Genomic DNA, 19,196 nt, shown 5'->3' on the forward strand with positions numbered 1-19,196 from the left:
CATCGCCAGGTCATACCGACGATCCTAACCGGACTCCGCGTTCGACGAACACGCGGAGCTGCGCCCACCCTCGAGCGGCCGGCGGCCGGGCGAGCGCCCCTACCCCGGCTGACCACGCGCCGGGGCGGGACCCGCATCGGGTCCCGCCCCGGGTTCGTGCGCTCGGCTCAGCGGCGGAACTTGTCCACGTCGGCCGGCGGGATGACCATCGTCGCCTCGCTGTCCGCCGCCTGCTCGGCGGTCGGCTGGCGCGGCGCGGCCGGCGGGGTGCGCCCGGAGTCGCCGAGCGGCGGGATCACCTGGGTGGCGTCCGCGGCGCCCGGGGCCGGCACCGGCTGGCTCGGCTCGGCGGCACCCGCGTACGTCGGCACCGGCTGGGTCGGCTCGGCGTCCCGGGACACCGGCTGGGTGCGGTCCGCCTCGGCGTCCCCGGCCACCGGCCGGGGGGTCAGCTCGGCCTCGCGGTACGGGTCGGTGGTGGCGAGCCGGGCCTCGACGTCACGCCGGCCGGCCTGGTAGGCGCGGGCGTGCGTGGCGATGGTCCGGGACTCCTCCTCGGCCCGGGTCAGCCAGCTCTCCCAGCGGCTCTGCATCGGCCGGACCAGACCGCCGCCGACGCCCACCACCAGGATGCCGCCGACGGTGGCGAGCACCGCGATCAGCACCGGCGTGGTCACCGCGGTGGCGACGCCGATCTGGTTGAGCGCGGCGATCACCCCGAGGCCGAGAATGAACACCGAGGCGAGGTTGGCCAGCACCCGGCCGTAGGAGAGGCCGCCGAGCGCGCTGGAGATGATGTCCTTGACCGCGCGGGCGATGGCCGCGGCCACCACCACGATGACGATCGCGACGAACGCCCGTGGCAGCCAGGCGACCACCATGGCGATCAGGTCGGAGATCGGGTTGGGCCCCCAGATGCCGAACGCGAGCTGAAGCGTGACCAGCAGCACCGCGTAGTAGGCCAGCTTGGCGACGATGTCGCTGGCGTCGTACTTCGAGCGGGCCAGCGCGGTCTTGATGCCGCCGCGCTCGACCGCCCGGTCGAAGTGCACCCGCTCCAGGACCTTGTCCACCAGCTTCAGCACCGCCTTGGCGATCAGCCAGCCGGCGACCAGGATCGCGACGAACGCGACCGCCTTGGGCAGGAAGAGCATCACCGAACGGAACGCGTCGCCCACCGCGTCACCGAAGTTGTCTTTCATCGAAGGGCCTCCACGCATGGGTTCAGATTCATCCCGGGTGGGCCTACCCTGGGCGGCGCGCGGGGAAACGCTCAGCCGCCGGGGCAGCGGTAGCTGACCCGCGTGCCGGCCTGCACCGGCGTCGGTTCGACGATGTTGACGGTGGCGGTCCCGGTCGTGGCGCCGACGCCGCTGAACGTCCACCTGAGCGTGAGCGTCGCGGTCCGCTGGCCGCTGCCGACCCGTTCGGCGAGCAGCGCGCCGGGCGGCGCGTCGGAACGGAACCACTGGTAGCGGATCGTGCCGGCGCGCCCGTTGGTGCGTACCGTGGCGACGACGTCGACGGTCACGTCGCAGGCCACCCCGGCCGGCCGGGGCACCGCCACCGCGACCTGTTCGATCTCCAACGGTCGCAGCCGCTGCCACAGGTAAAGCCCGACGGTCACCAGCAACGCGGCGGTGAGCAGCGTGGACAGCACCGAGACGACGCGGCGCCAGACCGGGCGCGGCGGGCGGGCCGGCGAAGCGGCCGGCCAGGCCGGGGCCGGCGGCGGCGTCGCCGGCACGCCCGGCCCGAAGCGCAGCTCGCCGCCGGGCGCGGGCGCCGGAACGCCGCTCACCGCCCGCGCGTCCACGGTCGTCTCCCGGTACGCCCCGGCGGTCGCCCCCGCCGTCGGTCCGGCCGGTCCGGTGGCCGTCGGCAGGTACCCGGCGGTCGGCTGCCCACCGCCCGACCACGGCCCGGTCCGGTGCACGATCGACGTCGCACCACCGACGGTGCCGCCGCCGAGGTACACGGTCGACTCCGCCCCGCCGGCCGTGCCACCGCCGAAGTGCACGGTCGACTCCGCCCCGCCGGCGGTGCCGCCGCCGAAGTACACGGTCGGCTCCCCGTCGACCGGCCCGGACGCGGCGGCGCCGCCGAGGTGTGCCGTCGCGTCGGCTGCCGCGGGCGGGCGCGCGAGGTGCGCGGTCGGCTGCCCGGCGGGGTCGACGCCCAGGGGCGCGGTGGCGTCCGCGTCGACCGGCGGCCGGGGCGGGACGAGGTGGACGGTGGGCTCGTCCCGGGCCGGTTCGGCGGGCCGGGCGTGGGTGGGCAGCGCCTCGGTGGGCTCCTCCGGCCGGGTCACGCCGGCCGTCCCCGGTCCGGGCCACGGTGCGGGGCAGCGGGCACGTCGTCCTCCTAGCCGGGGGTGCAGTAGTTGTAGAGCGTCACGTACACCGGGGACGCCGAGGTGGCCGCGTTGCCGGCGGCGTCGACGGCGGTGACCTCGATCGGGATGCGGGTGCTCTGCTTCGGCGCGGCCAGCGGGCCGAGCGTGCCGGTGAACCCGCCGCGGCCTGCGGCGGCCATCCGGACCGTGCCGGTGGCGCCCCCCAGCAGGTAGCGGAACGTGACTGTCAGGGCGGCCGGACCGCTGCGGTCGTCGGTGACGGTGACCGTGACGGTGCTGCTCTGCACCCCGTACGGGCAGCCCTTCGGTTCGAGCTGGCCCGGGTCGACCGTCACCCCACCGACGGCCGGCGCGGTGACGTCCGGCGGGGGCGGCGATGCGGTGCGGCGCGACGGGGTGGGGGCCGGCGCGCTGGTGCGTACCGGTGGCCGGGTCGGCGACCGCGTGCCGTCCGGGGTGGCGGACGGCGTGCCGGTCGGCGGATCGGGCGGGACGGACGGCGTGGGGAGCGGAGTGGCGGTGGGGTCCGGTGTCGCGGTGTCCGTCGGGTCCGGCGCGGCCGGGCCGGTGGCGCCGGCCGGCGACGGCCCGGCGGGCGTCTCGGCGGCCCGGTTCTCGCGGGCGGCGTAGCTGTAGCCGGCGCCACCGACAAGCACGGCGGCGACCACGGCGCCGGTCGCCAGCAGGACGCGCTTGCGTCCCCGCCGGAACAGGCGGCCCCGGCCGGTCGTGGCGCCGAGCGCGGTGCTGGCCAGCGCGGTGGTGCCCTCCGCCCGGTCGGGGAACGGCCACAGCGCGGTCAGCAGGGCAGCCCGCCGGGCCAGCTCGCGCAGCCCGCGCTCCTCCCAGTCGGGCCCGTATCCGGCGCCGGCCACCCGGTCCAGCAGTTCCAGGAAGACCGCGGCCGGTTGCGGCCGGTCGTCGGGACGCTTGGCCATGCCGTCACGGAGCAGCTCGTGCACCGGCGCGGGCGCCGGGTCGGTGGGGATCGGCGCGCTGGCGTGCTGGTCGCGCAGGGAGAGCAGGTCGGGTCCCTGGTACGGCGGTCGCCCGGTGAGGCACTCGAAGAACGTGGCGGTGGCGGCGTAGATGTCGCAGGCCGGGCTGGCCGGGGCGCCGGTCCACTGCTCCGGCGCCATGTAGCGGGGCGTGCCGGAGACCGTGGTGTCGCTGCCCCGACCGATCGGCATGGCGATCCCGAAGTCGGCGAGCTTACTCAGCCCGGCGCCGGAGACGAGCACGTTCTCCGGCTTGTAGTCACGGTGCACGACGCCGTGGGCGTGGGCGGCGGCGAGCCCGGCGAGCGAGCCCTTCAGCACGCAGAGCGCGGCCTCGGGCGTGGTCGGGCCGTGTGCGCGCAGCATCTGCCGCAACGACACGCCGTCGACCAGTTCCATCACGATGGCCGCGCCGTGCGGGGACTCGACGTACTCGTAGAGCCGGCTGACGTGCGGGTCGTCGACCTCGCCGAGCAGCCGGGCCTCGTCGCGGAAGGCGGCCCGGAACGAGGAGTCGGCGCCGAGATCGCGGACCAGGTACTTGATCGCGACCGGGGTGCCGGTGCTGTCGTGGGTGGCCAGCACGACACTGCCGGACGCCCCGGAGCCGAGCGTGCGAACCGGCGTGTAGCCGGACAGCTGCCAGCCGCTCATGCGACCCACTCCACGGCGTTCCAGGGGCGGATGTCGGTGGCCGCCTCGCTGGTCATTCTGGTCGCAGCGGGGCTGCCGGCCATCGGCGCAACGGATACTTCCGCTCGCCGGACGGCGGCCCCGGATCCGGCCGCGGGCGACGGATGGTCGGTAACGGACACACCGCCAGTGCTAGCAGACACCGGCAAGCGTCAGCCCGTCGGTCGCTCCCGGTCGGCGGCGCGACCCAGCGCCACCATCCGCTGAGTCTCCTCGCGGCGCCGGACCAGCAGCACGCCGGCCAGGAACGTGACCGGCGAAACGAGCGCCAGCATCGCCCACTGCGCGCCGACCAGCGGGATCACGTGTCCCATGTGGGCCGTGGAGGCCGCCCAGCCGGCCAACGCACCGTCGATCACCAGGACGAGCGCGGCCACCGGCGCCAGCAGCACCGCGACCCGCCGCCGCACCGCCGCCGCCAGGGTGAGCACGGCCACGCAGACCGTGAGGGCGGACCCGGCGAGCCCGGCGTCATAGAGCCACATGACCGCCTCACTGGTGGTGCTCAGGCCGAGGAAGCTCTCATAGGTGACCAGCCCGGTGAACACGCGCGGACGTGTCGCTCGGTTCAGTTCCAGCAGTCCGGCCACCACGATCGGGCCGGACGTCAGCGCGGCGAGCCGGCGCGGACCCAGCACGCGTACCGCCCGGCGTGGCGGTGCGGGCACGGTGAGCGCGGCGGCGGCGATCACCGCGAGAGTGAACTGCGGGAGCGTGTCGACGACGTACCCGGGTTGGTCGGCCGCGCCGGGGCCGACCAGCAGCAGCCATCCGGCGACTCCGGCCCAGGCCAGCACCGCGGCGACCCGGCGCAGCCCGGCTCCGGCGGCCACCGCGACCGCCAGCCAACCGGCCACTCGCAGCCAGTCGACCGGGTCCGGCCCGGCGGGCCGCAGCGGCGGCGGCAGCGACGGGTCCGCCACGAGCTGATCCAGCACGTTCTTCCCGGCGGCGGCGGCGAGCACCACCGCCACCAGCAGACCCGTGACGGCGGCGGCGTCGGCCCAGGCCGGCGCGGTGAACCCCCGTGCGCCCACCCGAAGCCGGACCCGCAGCCCCGCCCCCACCAGGTCGACCGTGTCGGCGAGACCGGGACGGGTCTGCCCCGGTCGCGCGCCGGCCAGCAGCACGGCCAGCATCTCCTCCTCGTACACCCGGCGGTGCGCCCAGGGATGGACGGCCAGCAGCCGGCGGTAGCGGCGCTCCAGCTCGGCGCTCGTGCGGTGCTCGCCGGGCGTGCCCTCCCCGCCCTCACGGCCCGCACTGCGCTCGGTCATGCGGTGCCGCCTTCGGGCAGCAGGCCGGCGGCGCGCAGGCGGCGGCCGGCGGTGTCGGCGTGCCGACGCAGCCGGTCCACCTCGTCGGCGAGCCTCGTCGCGCCCAACGCGGTGAGCCGGTAGTAGCGGCGCAGCCGGGACTGCACCACCTCCTCCCGATCCACCTCGATCAGACCGTCGGACCGCAGCCGGTCCAGCGCGGCGTAGAGCGTGCCGGCCCGCAGCCGGATCCGACCGTCGGAGATGCGGAGCACGTCCTCGACGACCGCGTAGCCGTGCCGGGGCTCCTCGGCCAACGCGGTGAGGATCAGGAACGTCGGTTCACGCAACGGCGCCTCATTCACCCCGGATGCATATACCGCTCACCGGCACATACGACCCTCTGCGCGTTGACCATGAAGTTGGCGGTGACAAACCGGACGCGCACCGCCGCCAACGTCATGATCAACACGGGGGTCCCGGGTGCGGTGGTTCGGGAGTGGCCGGCCAGGTGGTCAGAAGCGGCGGGTTGGGGGGACGCCGCCGGGTGGGGGGCGGCGCAGCAGCCAGAGCGGGTTGCTCGCCGCGACGACGGCGCCCTCGCGGTCGCGGACCTGGGTGCGCAGGTATACGCCGGCGCCCACCCGCACCGGCAGGTCGTGCCAGCCCTGACGGAGCTGACGCCACGGCACCTGTCCGGTCCGGATCGCGGGCGTCGGATCCGCGACGCCGGCGGAGTCGACGTCGCCGGTGACCACCTCCAGGGCGGCCCCGGCCGGCAGGTCGGTGGCGCGCACCCGCACCGTCACGGTGTCGTCGGCGACGGTGGGCAACGCGCCCATGGCGCTGCGACCGCCCAGCTCCAGGTCCAGCGCGCCCCGGTAGGCGGCCAGGTCGGCGAACCACGCCTGCCCGGCGCGCAGCGCCGCGACCAGGTCGTCGCGCCGGGTGGAACCGGCCCAGACGGAGGTGATCCACCGGTCCCGCCCGGCCCGCCAGTCGGTGCCGTCGTGGTCGTCGGTGACGCCGACGGCGGTCAACGGGATCGCGTTGCGGGCCGCCACGTCGTACGCCCAGAGGTGGTCCTCGACCGGGGTCCGTCCGATCTCGATCAGGTCGACGCCGAGCCCGCGCCGCGCCACCAGCAGCCGGGCCAGCGAGTCGCGCCGCTCCACGTCCAGCGGGTGGTTCCAGCAGACCACGCCGCCGTGGGCGTGCAGGAACCGCACCATCCGTTCGGTCGCGTCGACGTCGTTGTCCCGCACCGGCGGGGACGGGAAGCGGGGCAGCGTGCCGTCGCCGCCGAACCAGTTGAGGTGACGCACCATGGACACCTCGTACGCCCGGTGGTGGGTCACCTCCGGGTACGCCCCGGCGTAGCCGCGCAGCACCTCGGCGCGCAGCTCCTCGCCGGCCTGCCCGGCGCGGCGGGCCCGGTCGAAGACCAGCCGGTCGAGCAGGTACGCGCCCCGCGCGCCGTCGGTGACGGTGACGCCGAGGCGCAGCCCGCGCAGCGAGTTGTCGCCGGCCACCAGGTCGGGCCAGAGCCGCCGGACGTCGGCGAGCAGGTCGAACGTGTGCCGCCGCCAGACGCCGGCCGGGGTGGGCCGGTCGACTGTGCCGTGCCGGCCGTCGACGGTGTGCCGGGCCGCGTCGGTGCCGCCGAGCCGGTAGCGCAGCACCAGCTGCCCGGCGGGCCGGCCGGGTCCGGCCGGGTGGTGGGACAACGCGATCTCGACGGTCAGCGTGGTGTCCCGGCCCGCCGACTCGGGTCGCATGTCGAGGTGGAGCGTGGTGTCGGCGATGTTCCCGGTGTGCGTCCAGTTCCACGCCTTGCCGGCGTACCAGTGGGTGCCGGCGCCGGCGGCGGTGAGGCGCAACGCGCGGCCGGGTCCGTCGGCGGCGTCCGGGACGGCGACGAAGTCGGCGGACGAGTCGGTGAGCCGCCCCTCGGTGGCCGGGCGCCAGGTCCAGGCGAGCCCGCCCTCCGGCTCCTCCGGCCCGTCGAAGTGCACGACGCGGCGGTGGTCGTGCGCGGCCACCCGGAAGTCGTGGTCGGTCCACCAGAGCACGTCGACGGCGTTACGGCGGGCCTGGTCGAGGTGGGCGGCGTAGCTGGCGACGCCCTCGCTGAACGAGGCGTGCAGGTGCATGGCCATGCTGACCGGCCGGCGTCCGTTCGGGACCGAGGGCGGCCGGTCGCGAGCGAGGGCCAGCCCCACCGGTACGCCCACCCCGGCGACCACCAACCCGCCCGCGGCAGCGAGCACCCCACGCCGATCCAGTCCCCGCACACGCCCTCCCCGACCCCGCCCGCGCCCCAGCGTAGAGGTGATGGCATTTGTCCTCTGGCGCGGCGCGGCGTGATGGCAATATTCTTCGACTCGCGCGCTTACCTTGGAGTTCCTTTACATCGCCCGGCGTCGGTCGGGTCATCGAGGAGATGCCATGCACTTCGACCACCCCGAGCTGGACCGCCGTACGCTGCTGCGGGCCGGCCTCGGCGCCGCCGCGGTCGCGGTCGTCGGGAGCGAACTCGCGTTTCCGGCCGCCGCGCAGGCCGCGCCGGGCGCGGACCTCGACTGGATCATCAGCTGCGACGAGTGGGCCGCCCGCCCGCCGGCCGACCCGCTGTCGGTCAGCGCGATCCCGACCAACAAGATCATCGTGCATCACATGGCGTTCCCGAACGTCACCGACTACTCCGAGGAACACGCCAAGCAGCTCGCCCGCGACTGCCAGGACCTGCACATGGACGGCAACGGCTGGTCGGACACCGGGCAGCACTTCACGGTGAGCCGGGGCGGTCACGTCCTGGAGGGACGCCACGGCAGCCTGGAGCGGTTGCAGGCCGGCGACCGGCAGATGATCGCCGCGCACTGCCCGGGTGAGAACGGCCGCGCGATCGGCATCGAGAACGAGGGCACCTACGTCACCGAGACGCCGCCGGAGGAGCTGCTCGACGGCCTGGTCCGACTCTGCACCGCGATCTGCCGGCAGTACGGGCTGCACGCGCACGACATCTTCGGCCACTGGGACTTCCGCGCCACCCAGTGCCCGGGCGCCATGTTCTACCGGGAGTTCCCCCGGCTGCGCCGCGAGGTCTTCCGCAAGCTCGGCACCCGGCTGGGTGACGTGCCGGCGCGCCGCTGGCCGGACATCTGGCGCTTCGTCGGCGGCCCGGTCGTCCAGGTCGCGCAGTACCTGCTCACGTTCCGCGGCTACGCCGTGCCGGTCACCGGCGTGTTCGACGCCGCCACCGTGGCGGCCGTGCAGGACTGGCAGGCCCGCAACGGGATCCCGGTCGACGTGGACGCCACGCTCACGGCGCCGACCTGGGAGACGCTCGCCCCGGAGCTGGACCAGCACGACACCGGCGTTCCGGTGGTCGCGGCGCAGTTCATGCTCGCCTCCAAGGGCTACGCGGAGGTGCTCCCGACCGGCGAGTACGACCACGTGACCCGGACCGCGGTGAAGGACCTGCAACGCCTGCACGGGCTGCCGCCCACCGGCAAGCTCAGCACCAGCACCTGGTGCGCGCTGGTGGGGGGTGTGGTGCGCCAGTCGTTCCACAAGGGCTGACGGTCGCACCGGCGGGGAGCACGGTGGGGGGTGGCAACGGCGCCGCCCCCCACCGTCGCGTCCGGACCCCGCGCCTGGAGCGAAACGTCGGCATTCGCGACTGGTGAACAACGGGTATCCCGGACGGCGGTCCGCCGCCGATCATTGCCCGGAGATAGATGTGAGTCATTCTCACCTCCGGGTGGAACGCCCGGGCGCGGAGGGCGAGACGTCGGCAACCGGCAGCCGGGCGTACCGAAGGCCCGACTCCGCGTCCCCGGAGGATCGCCATGCCCCGACCCCCACTCCGTGCCCGGCTCGCGGCGCTCACCGCCGCCGCCCTGACCGCCAGCGTGCTGACCGTCACCCCGCCGTCACCGGCGCTGGCGGCCACCACGTTCGCCGCCAACGACTACTGCCTCGGCCAGTGCGCCGACATCCTGCCCCCCGGGCAGAACGGCAACGCCACGCTCGTCGCCATCCTGGCCCACCAGACGCTCGGCACCCGCCCGGCGCACTCCAGCGACCAGCTCGACGAGTACGCCAACCTGGTCTACAACTACGCCGGGCTGACCGACGAGCAGATCGCCCAGTTCTACAACGACTCCTCGTTCGGCGTCCCCGCCGCACAGGTCGAGAGCACCGTCTCGCCGCGCTCGGACGTCACCATCGTGCGGGACAAGGCCACCGGCGTCCCGCACGTCACCGGCACCACCCGCGGCGGCACCATGTTCGGCGCCGGCTACGCCGGGGCCCAGGACCGGCTCTGGGTGATGGACCTGCTGCGGCACGTCGGCCGCGGCAACGTCACCTCGTTCGCCGGCGGCGCCCCGGGCAACCGGGAGCTGGAGCAGAGCGTCTGGGCCAACTCGCCCTACACCGAGGCGGACCTCCAGGCCCAGGTGGACGCGCTGCGGCAGAAGGGCACGCGGGGCCAGCAGCTCTACACCGACGTGGTCGACTACATCGCCGGCATCAACGCCTACATCGACAAGTCGATCGCCGACGACAACTACCCCGGCGAGTACGTGCTGGCCGGCGCCGGCAAGCCGAAGCACTTCACCATGACCGACCTGATCGCCACCGCCGGCGTGATCGGCGGCCTGTTCGGCGGCGGAGGTGGCAGCGAGATCCAGTCCGCGCTGGTCCGGGTCGCCGCCCGGGCCAAGTACGGCGCCACCGAGGGCGACAAGGTGTGGGCGGCGTTCCGCTCGCAGAACGACCCGGAGACCGTGCTCACGCTGCACGACGGGCAGAGCTTCCCGTACGGGGCGACGCCGCCGGGCGCGACCAGCGCGGTGCTCCCCGACGCCGGGTCCGTGGTCGCCGAGCCGCTCGCCTACGACGCCACCGGCGGGGCCGCCGCCCGCACCGGCGCCAGCACCGCCACCAAGGACCTGCTCGGCGGCCTGGCCAACCTGCGCGCGCACGGCATGTCCAACGCGGTCGTGGTCTCCGGCCGGCACACCACCACCGGCAACCCGGTCGCCGTGTTCGGGCCGCAGACCGGCTACTTCGCGCCGCAACTGCTGATGCTCCAGGAGTTGCAGGGCCCCGGGATCAGCGCGCGCGGCGCGGCGTTCGCCGGGCTCAACCTCTATGTGCTGCTCGGTCGCGGCCAGGACTACGCGTGGAGCGCCACGTCCGCCTCGCAGGACCTCACCGACACGTACGCGGTGCCGCTGTGCACCACCGACGGCAGCGCGCCGACGCTGCGCACCAACCGCTACCTCTACCACGGGCAGTGTCTCGCGATGGAGGCGCTGGAGCAGCGCAACTCCTGGTCGCCGACGGTGGCCGACTCCACCCCGGCCGGCTCGTACACGCTGCGCGCGCTGCGCACGAAGTACGGGCTGGTCGCGTACCGGGGGCTGGTGAACGGGCGGCCGACCGCGTTCACCAAGCTGCGCTCCACCTACCGGCACGAGGCCGACTCGGCGATCGGCTTCCAGGCGTTCAACGACCCGTCGGCGATGGGCAGCGCGGCGGCGTTCCAGGCGTCCGCAGGCAGCGTCGGGTACGCGTTCAACTGGTTCTACGTCAACTCGACCGAGACGGCGTACTACAACTCCGGCTCGAACCCGGTCCGGTCGTCGGTCACCGACCCGAACCTGCCGACGAAGGCCGAACCGGCGTACGAGTGGGCCGGCTGGAACCCGGACACCAACGACGCCAGCTACGCCCCGGCGTCGGCGCACCCGCAGTCGGTCAACCAGGACTACTACGTGAGCTGGAACAACAAGCAGGCGCGGGACTTCGGCGCGGCGGACGGCAACTTCAGCTTCGGCTCCGTACACCGGGGTCAGTTGCTGGACGGCCCGGTGCGCGCCGCGATCGCCCAGCGCAAACTCGGCCGCGCCGACGTCGTCAAGATCATGGCGGACGCGGCGGTGACCGACCTGCGCGGCCAGCAGGTCCTCGGCGACCTGCTGCGGGTGCTGGACAGCGCGCCGGTCACCGACCCGGCGCTGGCCGACGCGGTCGGCAAGCTGCGGGCCTGGCAACAGGCCGGCAGCAGGCGGGTGGAGACGTCGCCCGGCTCGAAGGTCTACCAGCACGCCGACGCCATCCGGATCTTCGACGCCTGGTGGCCGCTGCTGGCCTCGGCCGAGTTCCGGCCCGGCCTCGGGCCGGACCTGTACGCCTCGCTGGTGGACGCCATCGAGGTCAACGAGGCGCCCTCCGGTGGCCAGAACGGCGGGCGTGACGGCGCGGCGAGCTGGGCGTTGCAGGGCCAGGCGCACAAGGGCTCGTCGTTCCAGTACGGCTGGTGGGGCTACGTCGACAAGGACGTGCGCACCGTGCTCGGCGACCCGGTGGCCGGCGGGCTGGGGCGCGCGTACTGCGGCAACGGCGACCTCGGCGCCTGCCGGACGGCGTTGCTCGGCGCGCTCGGCCAGGCCGCCGCGGTGCCCGCCACCACGGTCTACCCGGGTGACAAGTCCTGCGGCGCCGGCGACCAGTGGTGCGCCGACTCGATCGCCCAGTCCGGGCTCGGCGGCATCACCCACCCGCTGATCGCCTGGCAGAACCGCCCCACCTACCAGCAGGTCGTCTCGTTCCCGGCGCGCCGGGGCGACGACGTCACCAACCTGGCCCAGGGGCGCCCGGCCAGCGCGTCGAGCACCCAGTTCCTGACCAGCTACACGCCGGACAAGGCGGTCGACGGCAGCCTGGGCAGCCGGTGGGCCAGCAGTTACAACGACAACCAGTGGCTGCGCGTCGATCTCGGCGCGGCCCGCACCGTGAGCCGGGCGGTGCTGCGCTGGGAGTCCGCGTACGGCACGTCGTACCGGGTGGAGGTGTCCGGCGACGGCAACTCCTGGACGCCGGTGTTCACCACCACCACCGGCAACGGTGGCGTCGACAACGTCACCTTCGCCCCGGTCAGCGCCCGCTACGTGCGGGTGTACGGGGTCACGCGGGCCACCTCGTACGGCTTCTCGCTCTACGAGTTCGAGGTCTACGGGCGGTGACGACGGTGACCGGCCGGTGGGATCCTCCGCCGGCCGGTCGCCATTTCCCCGCAGGTCAGCACCCATCCGTCGAACAGGTGTGCGAAGATGGTCGGGTGTCGGGCGAGGCCACCATCCTGCATGCCGACCTGGACGCGTTCTACGCCTCGGTCGAGCAACGCGACGATCCCCGGCTGCGCGGCCGGCCGGTGATCGTCGGCGGCGGCGTGGTGCTCGCGTGCAGCTACGAGGCGAAGGCGCGGGGCGTGCACAGCGCCATGGGCGGCCGGCAGGCGCGGCGGTTGTGCCCGGAGGCGATCGTGGTGCCACCCCGGATGGCCGCCTACACGGCCGCCAGCCGGGCCGTGTTCGAGATCTTCCGGCAGACCACCCCGCTGGTCGAGGGCATCAGCATCGACGAGGCGTTCCTCGACGTCGGCGGGCTGCGGCGGCTGGTCGGGCCACCCGCCGACATCGCGGCCGAGCTGCGCGACCGGGTCCGCCGCCAGGTCGGCCTGCCGATCACGGTCGGCGTGGCCCGCACGAAGTTCCTGGCCAAGGTGGCCAGCGGGGTGGCCAAGCCGGACGGCCTGCTGGTCGTCGAGCCGGCGCGGGAGCTGGCCTTCCTGCACCCGTTGCCGGTCGAGCGGCTGTGGGGCGTCGGCCCGATCACCGCCGCGAAGCTGCGCGAGCGCGGCATCCGTACGGTCGGGCAGGTGGCCCGGCTCGACGAGCCGACCCTGGTGTCGCTGCTCGGCGGCGGCGCCGGCCGGCACCTGCACGCCCTCGCCCACAACCGCGACCCGCGCGCGGTGCAGGTGGGCCGCCGCCGCTCCTCGATGGGGGCGCAGCACGCGCTGAGCCGCGAGCCGCACTCCCCCGCCGAGCTGGACGCGGTCCTGGCCGGCCTGGTCGACCGCGTGACCGGGCGGATGCGCGACGCCCGGCGCACCGGCCGCACGGTGACGCTGCGGTTGCGCTTCGCCGACTACACCCGGGCCACCCGCTCGCACACGCTGGACAAACCGACCGCGCAGACCGCCCCGCTGCGGGCCACCGCCCGCGCGCTGCTGCACGCCGCGTTGCCGCAGATCGAGCAGCGCGGCATCACCCTGCTGGGCGTCTCGGTGGCCAACCTCGACGCCGGGCACACCCAGCTCACCCTGCCGTTCACCGCCCAGCCGGGGCCGGCGCTGGACGCCGCCGTCGACGCCGTCCGGGACCGCTTCGGCGCCCGGGCGCTGACCCGTGGGGTGCTGCTCGGCCGCGACCCGGGCGTGGAGATGCCCCGACTGCCCGACTGACGGTCTCCTCCCCCGGGAGGAGACGCGGCTCGGACCGGTGGCCGCGACCGCGACCCCCGGTCGGGCGCGACCACGGTCGCCGGCCGCGAGCATCTACAGACATGATTACCGTACGGAACCGGGCGGCCGGCTGGCCCCGCCCCCTGCTGCTCCTCGTGTCCATCATGGCGGCGCTGACCGTCGTCGCCGCGATCGGTCTCGTCACCGATCCCCGCGTGCTCACCGGCGCGCCGGTGTGGCTCAAGCCGCTGAAGTTCGCGGTCTCGCTCACGCTCTACGGCGGCACCCTGGCCTGGATGCTCTCCCTGCTGCCCCGACGCAGCCGGCTCGCCGAACGGGCGGTCACCGTGATCGTGGCCGCGGCGGTGCTGGAGATGGTCCTCATCGTCCTCCAGGTGCTGCGCGGCACCACCAGCCACTTCAACACCGGCACGCCGCTGGACGCGGTGCTCTACAACGTCATGGGCACGGCCATCACGGTGCTGTTCCTGGCCCAGGTCGTGCTCGCGGTCGTCCTGGCGCGCCGGCCCCTGCCGGACCGCGCGGGCGGGTACGCGATCCGGGCCGGGCTCGCGGTGTCGCTGCTCGGCATGCTTGTCGCGTTCCCGATGCTGACCCAGCACCCGGACGGCACGCCCGCCGGCATCACCGGGGCGCACAGCGTCGGCGTGCCGGACGGCGGCCCGGGGCTGCCGGTGGTCGGCTGGAGCACCACCGGCGGCGACCTGCGGGTCGGTCACTTCATCGGGCTGCACGCGTTGCAGGCGCTGCCGTTGCTGGCGATCCTGCTCGACCGGTTCCTCGGCGGCCGCCTGGACGAGCTGGTCCGGGCCCGGCTGGTGCTGGTCGGCGGGTTCGCCTACGCCGGGGTGACGCTGCTGGCCACCGTGCAGGCGCTGCGCGGACAGCCGCTGCTGCGACCGGACGAGATCACGCTGACCGCGGCGGGGGTGCTGGTGGCCGCCACCGCGGCGGCCACCGGCCTGGTCCTGGCGCGCCGGTCCGACCACGCCACGGCGGTGCTGGTCTGATGGCCGCCACGCTGTTCGGGCTGACGTTCGCCCTCGCCGCGCCGTTCTGGGCGCTGATGATCGTGGCGCCCCGCTGGTCGTGGACCGCGCGGATCGTCGACTCGCCGTTGATCGTGGCACCGGTCCTGCTGGTCTACGCGATCCTGGTGCTGCCGGCGCTCGGCACGGTGCTGCCGGTGGTGGCACTGCCCACCCTGGACGGCGTCCGGGACCTGCTCGGCACCGACAGCGGCGCGGCGGCGGCCTGGGCCCACATGATCGGCTTCGATCTGTTCGTCGGGCGGTGGATCTGGCGCGACGGCCGGGAGCGGGGCATCCCGGCGCTGCTCACCGCGCCGGTGCTGGTGCTCACCATCCTGCTGGGCCCGCTCGGGCTGGCCGTCCACCTCGGACTGCGGGCCGGGTGGCGGCGGCGGACCGTGGTGGTGGCCCCGGCCGCGCCGGTTGCCTAGGCTGACGTCGTGGGCTGGGTGGGTCGACTGCTCGACGCAAGTGACACGCTCGCGCGGCGGCTGCTGCTGAATCTCGCCGGCGTCGGCTACCTGGTGGTCGGCGTGCACGGCCGGCCCGGGCCGACGACGACGCAGTGGATCCTCGCGCTCGGCGCGTTCGTCCTGGCGCTGCTGTGTCATCGCCGGCCGCTGCTGAACCTGCTGCTCCAGTCCGCCCTGCTGGCGGTCGCCTTCCCGCTCGTCGACGACGTGATGATCAACCAGGTCGGGGCGAGCTGGGCGCTGCTGGAGCTGACCATGCGGGCCACCCGGCCCCGCACGTTCTGGCTGGCCGCCGGGCTGCTGGCCGCCGTCGACCTGACCGGTCTGATCGGCGACCCGCTCCGGCAGGCGCTCGCCGGTCTGCTCGGCCTCGCCGTCACCGTCGGGCTGCCGCTGCTCATCGGCCTGGTCGTGCGGACCACCCGGGAACTCGGCCGGCAGGCCGAGGAACGGGCCGTGGCGGAGCAGCGCCGACGCGAGTCGGAGAGCCGGGCCGCGCGCGCCGACGAGCGGGCCGCGATCGCCCGGGAACTGCACGACGTGATCGCCCACCACGTCGCGTCGATGGTGCTGCGGGTCGGGGTGGCCCGGCACGTGCTGCCGGACCTCGACCCGCGGGTCGGCGCGGTCTTCGACGACGTGCACCGCACCGGCACGGCCGCGCTGACCGACCTGCGCCGGCTGGTCGCGGTGCTGCGCGACCCGGACGGCGTCCGCGGTGACGCGGCGCTGACCGCGATCGATCCGGCGGCGCTGCCGGCGGCGCTCGGCGTGGCGGTGGACCGGGCCCGGCAGGCCGGGGTCACCGTGGAGGCCGACGTGGACCCGGCGATCGGCACAGTGGACGCGGTCCGCGGCCAGGCGGTGCTGCGACTGACCCAGGAGGCGTTGACGAACGTGGCGAAACACGCGGGCGCGACGGCCCGGGCCCGGCTGACGGTGTCGGTGGTCGACGGGGCGGTGCACTGGGCGGTCTCCGACGACGGGCGCGGCGCGGCGCCGGCCGTGGTGCCGGTCGGCGGCGGCCACGGCATCGTCGGGATGCGGGAGCGGGTCGAGGTGCTCGGCGGGCGGCTGGAGGCCGGGCCGACCGGCGACGGTTGGCGGGTGCGGACGGTGCTGCCGCCGGGCGGCGCCCCGGACCGGCCCGCCCGGGCAGCGCCGCGGTCGCGGCCGGCCGCGCCGGAGCCGGCGTGATCCGCGTGCTGCTGGCCGACGACCAGCACCTGATCCGCGCCGGCCTGCGGATGCTCTGCGACGCCCAGCCCGACCTGGAGGTCGTCGGCGAGGTGGACAACGGCCGCGACGCGATCGCCGCCGCCGCCCGGCTGCGGCCGGACGTGGTGGTCATGGACCTGCGGATGCCGGGCGTCGACGGGATCACCGCGACCAGCCGGATCCTCGCCGACCGGCCCGCCACCCGGATCATGGTGCTCACCACGTTCGGCGACGACGACCACCTCTATCCCGCGTTGACCGCCGGCGCCTGCGGCTTCCTGCTCAAGGACGCGCCCCCGGCCGACCTGCTCGACGGCCTCCGCCGGGCTGCCGCCGGGGACAGCCCGTTCAGCCCCGAGGTGCTGCGCCGGCTGGTCAAGCGGGCGGTGCACGCCCGCGCCGGCACGCCCCGGCGGTCGGCCGGGCTGACCGCCCGGGAGCAGGACGTGCTCGACCTGGTCGCGGAAGGGCTGGCCAACACCGAGATCGCGGAGCGGCTGCACATCGGCGTGACCACGGTGAAGACCCACATCACCAGCCTGATGGCGAAGACCGGCAGCCCCAACCGGGTCCGCCTGGCGCTGTGGGCGCGCGGCGGCTGAGCGGTCACTCCTCGATCGCGCCGCCGACCGCCCGCAGGTGCGCCCGGAACGTCAGCGTCGGGTCCGCCGCACGGGCGGTCAGGTAGTCGTCGAACCCGACCTGCGCCCGCAGCGACCGGCCGGCCCGGATCCGGTCGGCCTGCCGCCGCTCGGTGTCCCGGATGGACCCGGCCAGGTCGAACAGCTCCCCGGCCCGGTCGGCCGGCACGAAGAGCACGCCGTCGTCGTCGGCCAGCACCAGGTCACCGCCGTCGACCGTCCACGGCCCGACCCGCGCCGCGTCCAACGCGCCGGCCGGCCGTGGGTCCAGCTCCAGCGGCCCGCTCGCCGTGGCGCCGAGGCTGAACACCGGCAGCCCGACGGCGGTGAGGTCCGCGGTGTCCCGGTGCGCGCCCCACACCACGAGGCCGGCCAGGCCGGCGGCCCGCGCCTCCCACGCCACCAGGTCCCCGACGCAGGCCCGGTCGGTGCGCCCGCCGTCGTCGACCACCAGCACGTCCCCCGGCTCGGCCCGGTCGATCGCCTCCAGGAAGACGTCGACGCTGCCGGCGTGCCGGGCCGGCCGGACCCGCCCGGCCAGGCGCCGCCCGGCCAGCACCGGGCGTACGGCGGCCGGGGCGCAGCGGACCGCGACGCCGGCCCGCAGGCAGGCGTCGGCGACGTGGGCGGTGGTCAGCGCGGCGAAAGGCCCGGCCGGGGCGGGGTGGTCGGCGTCCATGGGCCGACGCTAGCCAGCCGGGGACGGGGATGGCAGGTGCCAGTTGCGCGCCGGTGGCCTGTGCCCGCGCCGGCGGAGACCGGTCAGCCGGCGGCGAGCCGCGCCACGCCATCCCCGGTGAGGTCGGCCAGCGCCACCCGGCGGCCGGTCAGTGCGAGCAGCAGCGCGGCGCCGGGGCCCCGCACCACCGGCCCGTCCCCGGCCGACCAGCCCAGGTCGGTCGCCTCGACGCGCAGCCCGGCGACCCGCCGACGGTCGACGAACCCGACCGCCCGGCCGCCGGTGAGGAAGTCCAGCGAGATGCGCAGCCGCTCCGGGTCCAGGTCGGCGGGGAGGCCGAGCGGCCGGCGGATGTCCTGCCCGTGCACCTGGAGGCCGGTGAGCTGGCCGGGCCAGCCGACCACCGGCAGGCGGAACCGGTGGTCGGCGTGCTCCCGCAACGCGGCGGCCAGTTCGGCCGCCGGCCGCCGGGCCACCCGCCGGGCCAGCCGCGCGTTCGCCACGTGTGGCCGGAACCCGGCGCCGGCCAGCAGTGGCAGCAGGCGCCACGGCGTGGAGACCAGCGGTGACACCAGGTGACCGGCGACCTCCCGGACGGTCCACGCCTGGCAGAGGCTGGGCGTGTCCAACTGGGCCGGGGTGAGCGAGTCGATCAGGTCGGCCGTGCGGCGCCGCTCGGCGGCGATCATCGGCAACAGGTCGGTCTCCACCACTCCATTGTGGCCGCGCCGACCGGCCGGGTCAGCCCGGGAAAGTGCGGTCTAGCAGGTCGAACAGGGCCGCCCAGTGCCGCTCGGTGGCCTGCTCGTCGTACATCGGCGTGTCGGCCTGCGTGTAGCCGTGGCGGGCGCCCCGGTAGACCTCCGAGCGGTAGGTGACGCCGGCCGCGTCGAGCGCCTGCTCCAGCGTCGCGATCTGCTCGGCGGTCATCGACGCGTCCTGGTCGGCGTGACCGAAGTAGAGTTCGCCGGTCACCGCGCCCAGGCCCCGGTGCGGGCTGTCGGGGGCGTCGCTGACCACGTGACCGGCGTGGAAGGCGGCCACCGCGGCGATCCGGTCCGGGTGGGCCTCGATGGCCCGCAACGCGTTCGTGCCGCCCATGCAGTAGCCGGTGATCGCCGCCGGGCCGGGTGCGACATCCGGCTGGGCGGCGAGGAAGTCGAGGTAGGCGGCGGTGTCCCGGGCCACCACGTCCGGCGTCAGCGCGGCCATCAGCGGGCCGAGCCGCCCGAACAGCTCGAGGCGCCGGCTCTCGTCGGCCAGCGCGGACGTGTCGACCGGCGCGGCGGGGCCGGCGCGGTGGAACAGGTTGGGCACCAGCACCACGTATCCCCGGTCGGCCATGGTCGCGGCCATCTCGGCCAGCCGGGGCCGCAGCCCGAACGCGTCCATGAACAGCAGCACGCCCGGAAACGGGCCGCCGGAGTCCGGCCGGAGCAGATAGGCGTCCGCCGTCCCGTCGGGGGTGGGCACGTCCACGATCGTCGGCTGCACGGTCCGAACCTCCTCG

16 protein-coding genes are annotated in these 19,196 nt (G+C 75.2%); 7 read left to right on the forward strand and 9 right to left on the reverse strand.

What is annotated here, in order from left to right; all coding sequences use genetic code 11:
• Window positions 1-167: 167 nt before the first annotated feature.
• The 6 genes from ACLQ2W_RS22485 to ACLQ2W_RS22510 form a co-directional block, all read right to left on the reverse strand.
• A complete protein-coding gene (locus ACLQ2W_RS22485) occupies window positions 168-1,202 on the reverse strand; it encodes a mechanosensitive ion channel family protein (protein ID WP_425788334.1) in 1,035 nt (344 codons plus the stop codon).
• A gap of 71 nt (window positions 1,203-1,273) precedes the next feature.
• Window positions 1,274-2,311, reverse strand: coding sequence for a hypothetical protein (locus ACLQ2W_RS22490; protein ID WP_425788336.1), 1,038 nt, complete (start codon window positions 2,309-2,311; stop codon window positions 1,274-1,276).
• Window positions 2,312-2,364: 53 nt separating this feature from the next.
• Window positions 2,365-4,008, reverse strand: coding sequence for a protein kinase domain-containing protein (locus ACLQ2W_RS22495; RefSeq protein ID WP_425788338.1), 1,644 nt, complete (start codon window positions 4,006-4,008; stop codon window positions 2,365-2,367).
• Window positions 4,009-4,199: 191 nt separating this feature from the next.
• Window positions 4,200-5,324, reverse strand: coding sequence for a hypothetical protein (locus ACLQ2W_RS22500; RefSeq protein ID WP_425788340.1), 1,125 nt, complete (start codon window positions 5,322-5,324; stop codon window positions 4,200-4,202).
• A complete protein-coding gene (locus ACLQ2W_RS22505; protein ID WP_425788342.1) occupies window positions 5,321-5,668 on the reverse strand; it encodes a PadR family transcriptional regulator in 348 nt (115 codons plus the stop codon). Before ACLQ2W_RS22505 ends, ACLQ2W_RS22500 begins: the two co-directional genes overlap by 4 nt.
• A gap of 150 nt (window positions 5,669-5,818) precedes the next feature.
• Window positions 5,819-7,597 carry a hypothetical protein gene (locus tag ACLQ2W_RS22510; RefSeq protein WP_425788344.1) on the reverse strand — a complete coding sequence of 593 codons (1,779 nt, stop codon included), beginning with the start codon at window positions 7,595-7,597 and terminating at the stop codon, window positions 5,819-5,821.
• A gap of 154 nt (window positions 7,598-7,751) precedes the next feature.
• On the opposite strand from ACLQ2W_RS22510, the gene ACLQ2W_RS22515 reads away from it, so the two are divergent.
• The 7 genes from ACLQ2W_RS22515 (at window position 7,752) to ACLQ2W_RS22545 (ending at window position 16,968) form a co-directional block, all read left to right on the forward strand.
• Window positions 7,752-8,885 (forward strand): peptidoglycan recognition protein family protein, encoded by a 1,134-nt coding sequence (locus tag ACLQ2W_RS22515; RefSeq protein WP_425788346.1) that lies wholly within the window; start codon window positions 7,752-7,754, stop codon window positions 8,883-8,885.
• A 269-nt stretch (window positions 8,886-9,154) separates the two neighbouring features.
• Window positions 9,155-12,340, forward strand: coding sequence for a penicillin acylase family protein (locus ACLQ2W_RS22520; RefSeq protein WP_425788348.1), 3,186 nt, complete (start codon window positions 9,155-9,157; stop codon window positions 12,338-12,340).
• A gap of 95 nt (window positions 12,341-12,435) precedes the next feature.
• Window positions 12,436-13,623 (forward strand): DNA polymerase IV, encoded by a 1,188-nt coding sequence (gene dinB, locus ACLQ2W_RS22525; protein WP_425788350.1) that lies wholly within the window; start codon window positions 12,436-12,438, stop codon window positions 13,621-13,623.
• Between the two features lie 101 nt (window positions 13,624-13,724).
• On the forward strand, window positions 13,725-14,654 hold the full coding sequence (locus ACLQ2W_RS22530) for a hypothetical protein (protein WP_425788352.1): 930 nt from the start codon (window positions 13,725-13,727) through the stop codon (window positions 14,652-14,654).
• Window positions 14,654-15,106: an ABA4-like family protein gene (locus ACLQ2W_RS22535; protein WP_425788354.1), complete on the forward strand. Its 453-nt coding sequence runs from the start codon at window positions 14,654-14,656 to the stop codon at window positions 15,104-15,106. Before ACLQ2W_RS22530 ends, ACLQ2W_RS22535 begins: the two co-directional genes overlap by 1 nt.
• A 9-nt stretch (window positions 15,107-15,115) precedes the next feature.
• Window positions 15,116-16,345 (forward strand): sensor histidine kinase, encoded by a 1,230-nt coding sequence (locus tag ACLQ2W_RS22540; RefSeq protein WP_425788356.1) that lies wholly within the window; start codon window positions 15,116-15,118, stop codon window positions 16,343-16,345.
• Window positions 16,342-16,968, forward strand: a complete 627-nt coding sequence (locus ACLQ2W_RS22545; protein ID WP_425788358.1) for a response regulator — start codon at window positions 16,342-16,344, stop codon at window positions 16,966-16,968. Before ACLQ2W_RS22540 ends, ACLQ2W_RS22545 begins: the two co-directional genes overlap by 4 nt.
• A gap of 4 nt (window positions 16,969-16,972) precedes the next feature.
• Here ACLQ2W_RS22545 and ACLQ2W_RS22550 read toward each other — a convergent pair whose 3' ends face one another.
• The 3 genes from ACLQ2W_RS22550 to ACLQ2W_RS22560 all read right to left on the reverse strand — a co-directional run bounded on the left by ACLQ2W_RS22550 (window position 16,973) and on the right by ACLQ2W_RS22560 (window position 19,180).
• Complete coding sequence (locus ACLQ2W_RS22550) at window positions 16,973-17,686, reverse strand: RraA family protein (protein WP_425788360.1); 714 nt, start codon at window positions 17,684-17,686, stop codon at window positions 16,973-16,975.
• 83 nt (window positions 17,687-17,769) lie between these two features.
• Window positions 17,770-18,396: a maleylpyruvate isomerase family mycothiol-dependent enzyme gene (locus ACLQ2W_RS22555; protein ID WP_425788362.1), complete on the reverse strand. Its 627-nt coding sequence runs from the start codon at window positions 18,394-18,396 to the stop codon at window positions 17,770-17,772.
• A gap of 31 nt (window positions 18,397-18,427) precedes the next feature.
• Complete coding sequence (locus ACLQ2W_RS22560) at window positions 18,428-19,180, reverse strand: dienelactone hydrolase family protein (RefSeq protein WP_425788364.1); 753 nt, start codon at window positions 19,178-19,180, stop codon at window positions 18,428-18,430.
• Between the last annotated feature and the right edge of the window lie 16 nt (window positions 19,181-19,196).

Source organism: Micromonospora sp. DT227, from assembly GCF_049841835.1.
Lineage (GTDB): Bacteria > Actinomycetota > Actinomycetes > Mycobacteriales > Micromonosporaceae > Micromonospora.

Excerpts from the sequence above, each read along its gene's own strand:
- ACLQ2W_RS22485 (WP_425788334.1), bottom strand. The coding sequence starts at position 1,202 with ATGAAAGACAACTTCGGTGACGCGGTGGGCGACGCGTTCCGTTCGGTG.
- ACLQ2W_RS22495 (WP_425788338.1), bottom strand. The coding sequence starts at position 4,008 with ATGAGCGGCTGGCAGCTGTCCGGCTACACGCCGGTTCGCACGCTCGGC.
- ACLQ2W_RS22500 (WP_425788340.1), bottom strand. The coding sequence starts at position 5,324 with ATGACCGAGCGCAGTGCGGGCCGTGAGGGCGGGGAGGGCACGCCCGGC.
- ACLQ2W_RS22515 (WP_425788346.1), top strand. The coding sequence starts at position 7,752 with ATGCACTTCGACCACCCCGAGCTGGACCGCCGTACGCTGCTGCGGGCC.
- ACLQ2W_RS22520 (WP_425788348.1), top strand. The coding sequence starts at position 9,155 with ATGCCCCGACCCCCACTCCGTGCCCGGCTCGCGGCGCTCACCGCCGCC.
- ACLQ2W_RS22530 (WP_425788352.1), top strand. The coding sequence starts at position 13,725 with ATGATTACCGTACGGAACCGGGCGGCCGGCTGGCCCCGCCCCCTGCTG.
- ACLQ2W_RS22535 (WP_425788354.1), top strand. The coding sequence starts at position 14,654 with ATGGCCGCCACGCTGTTCGGGCTGACGTTCGCCCTCGCCGCGCCGTTC.
- ACLQ2W_RS22550 (WP_425788360.1), bottom strand. The coding sequence starts at position 17,686 with ATGGACGCCGACCACCCCGCCCCGGCCGGGCCTTTCGCCGCGCTGACC.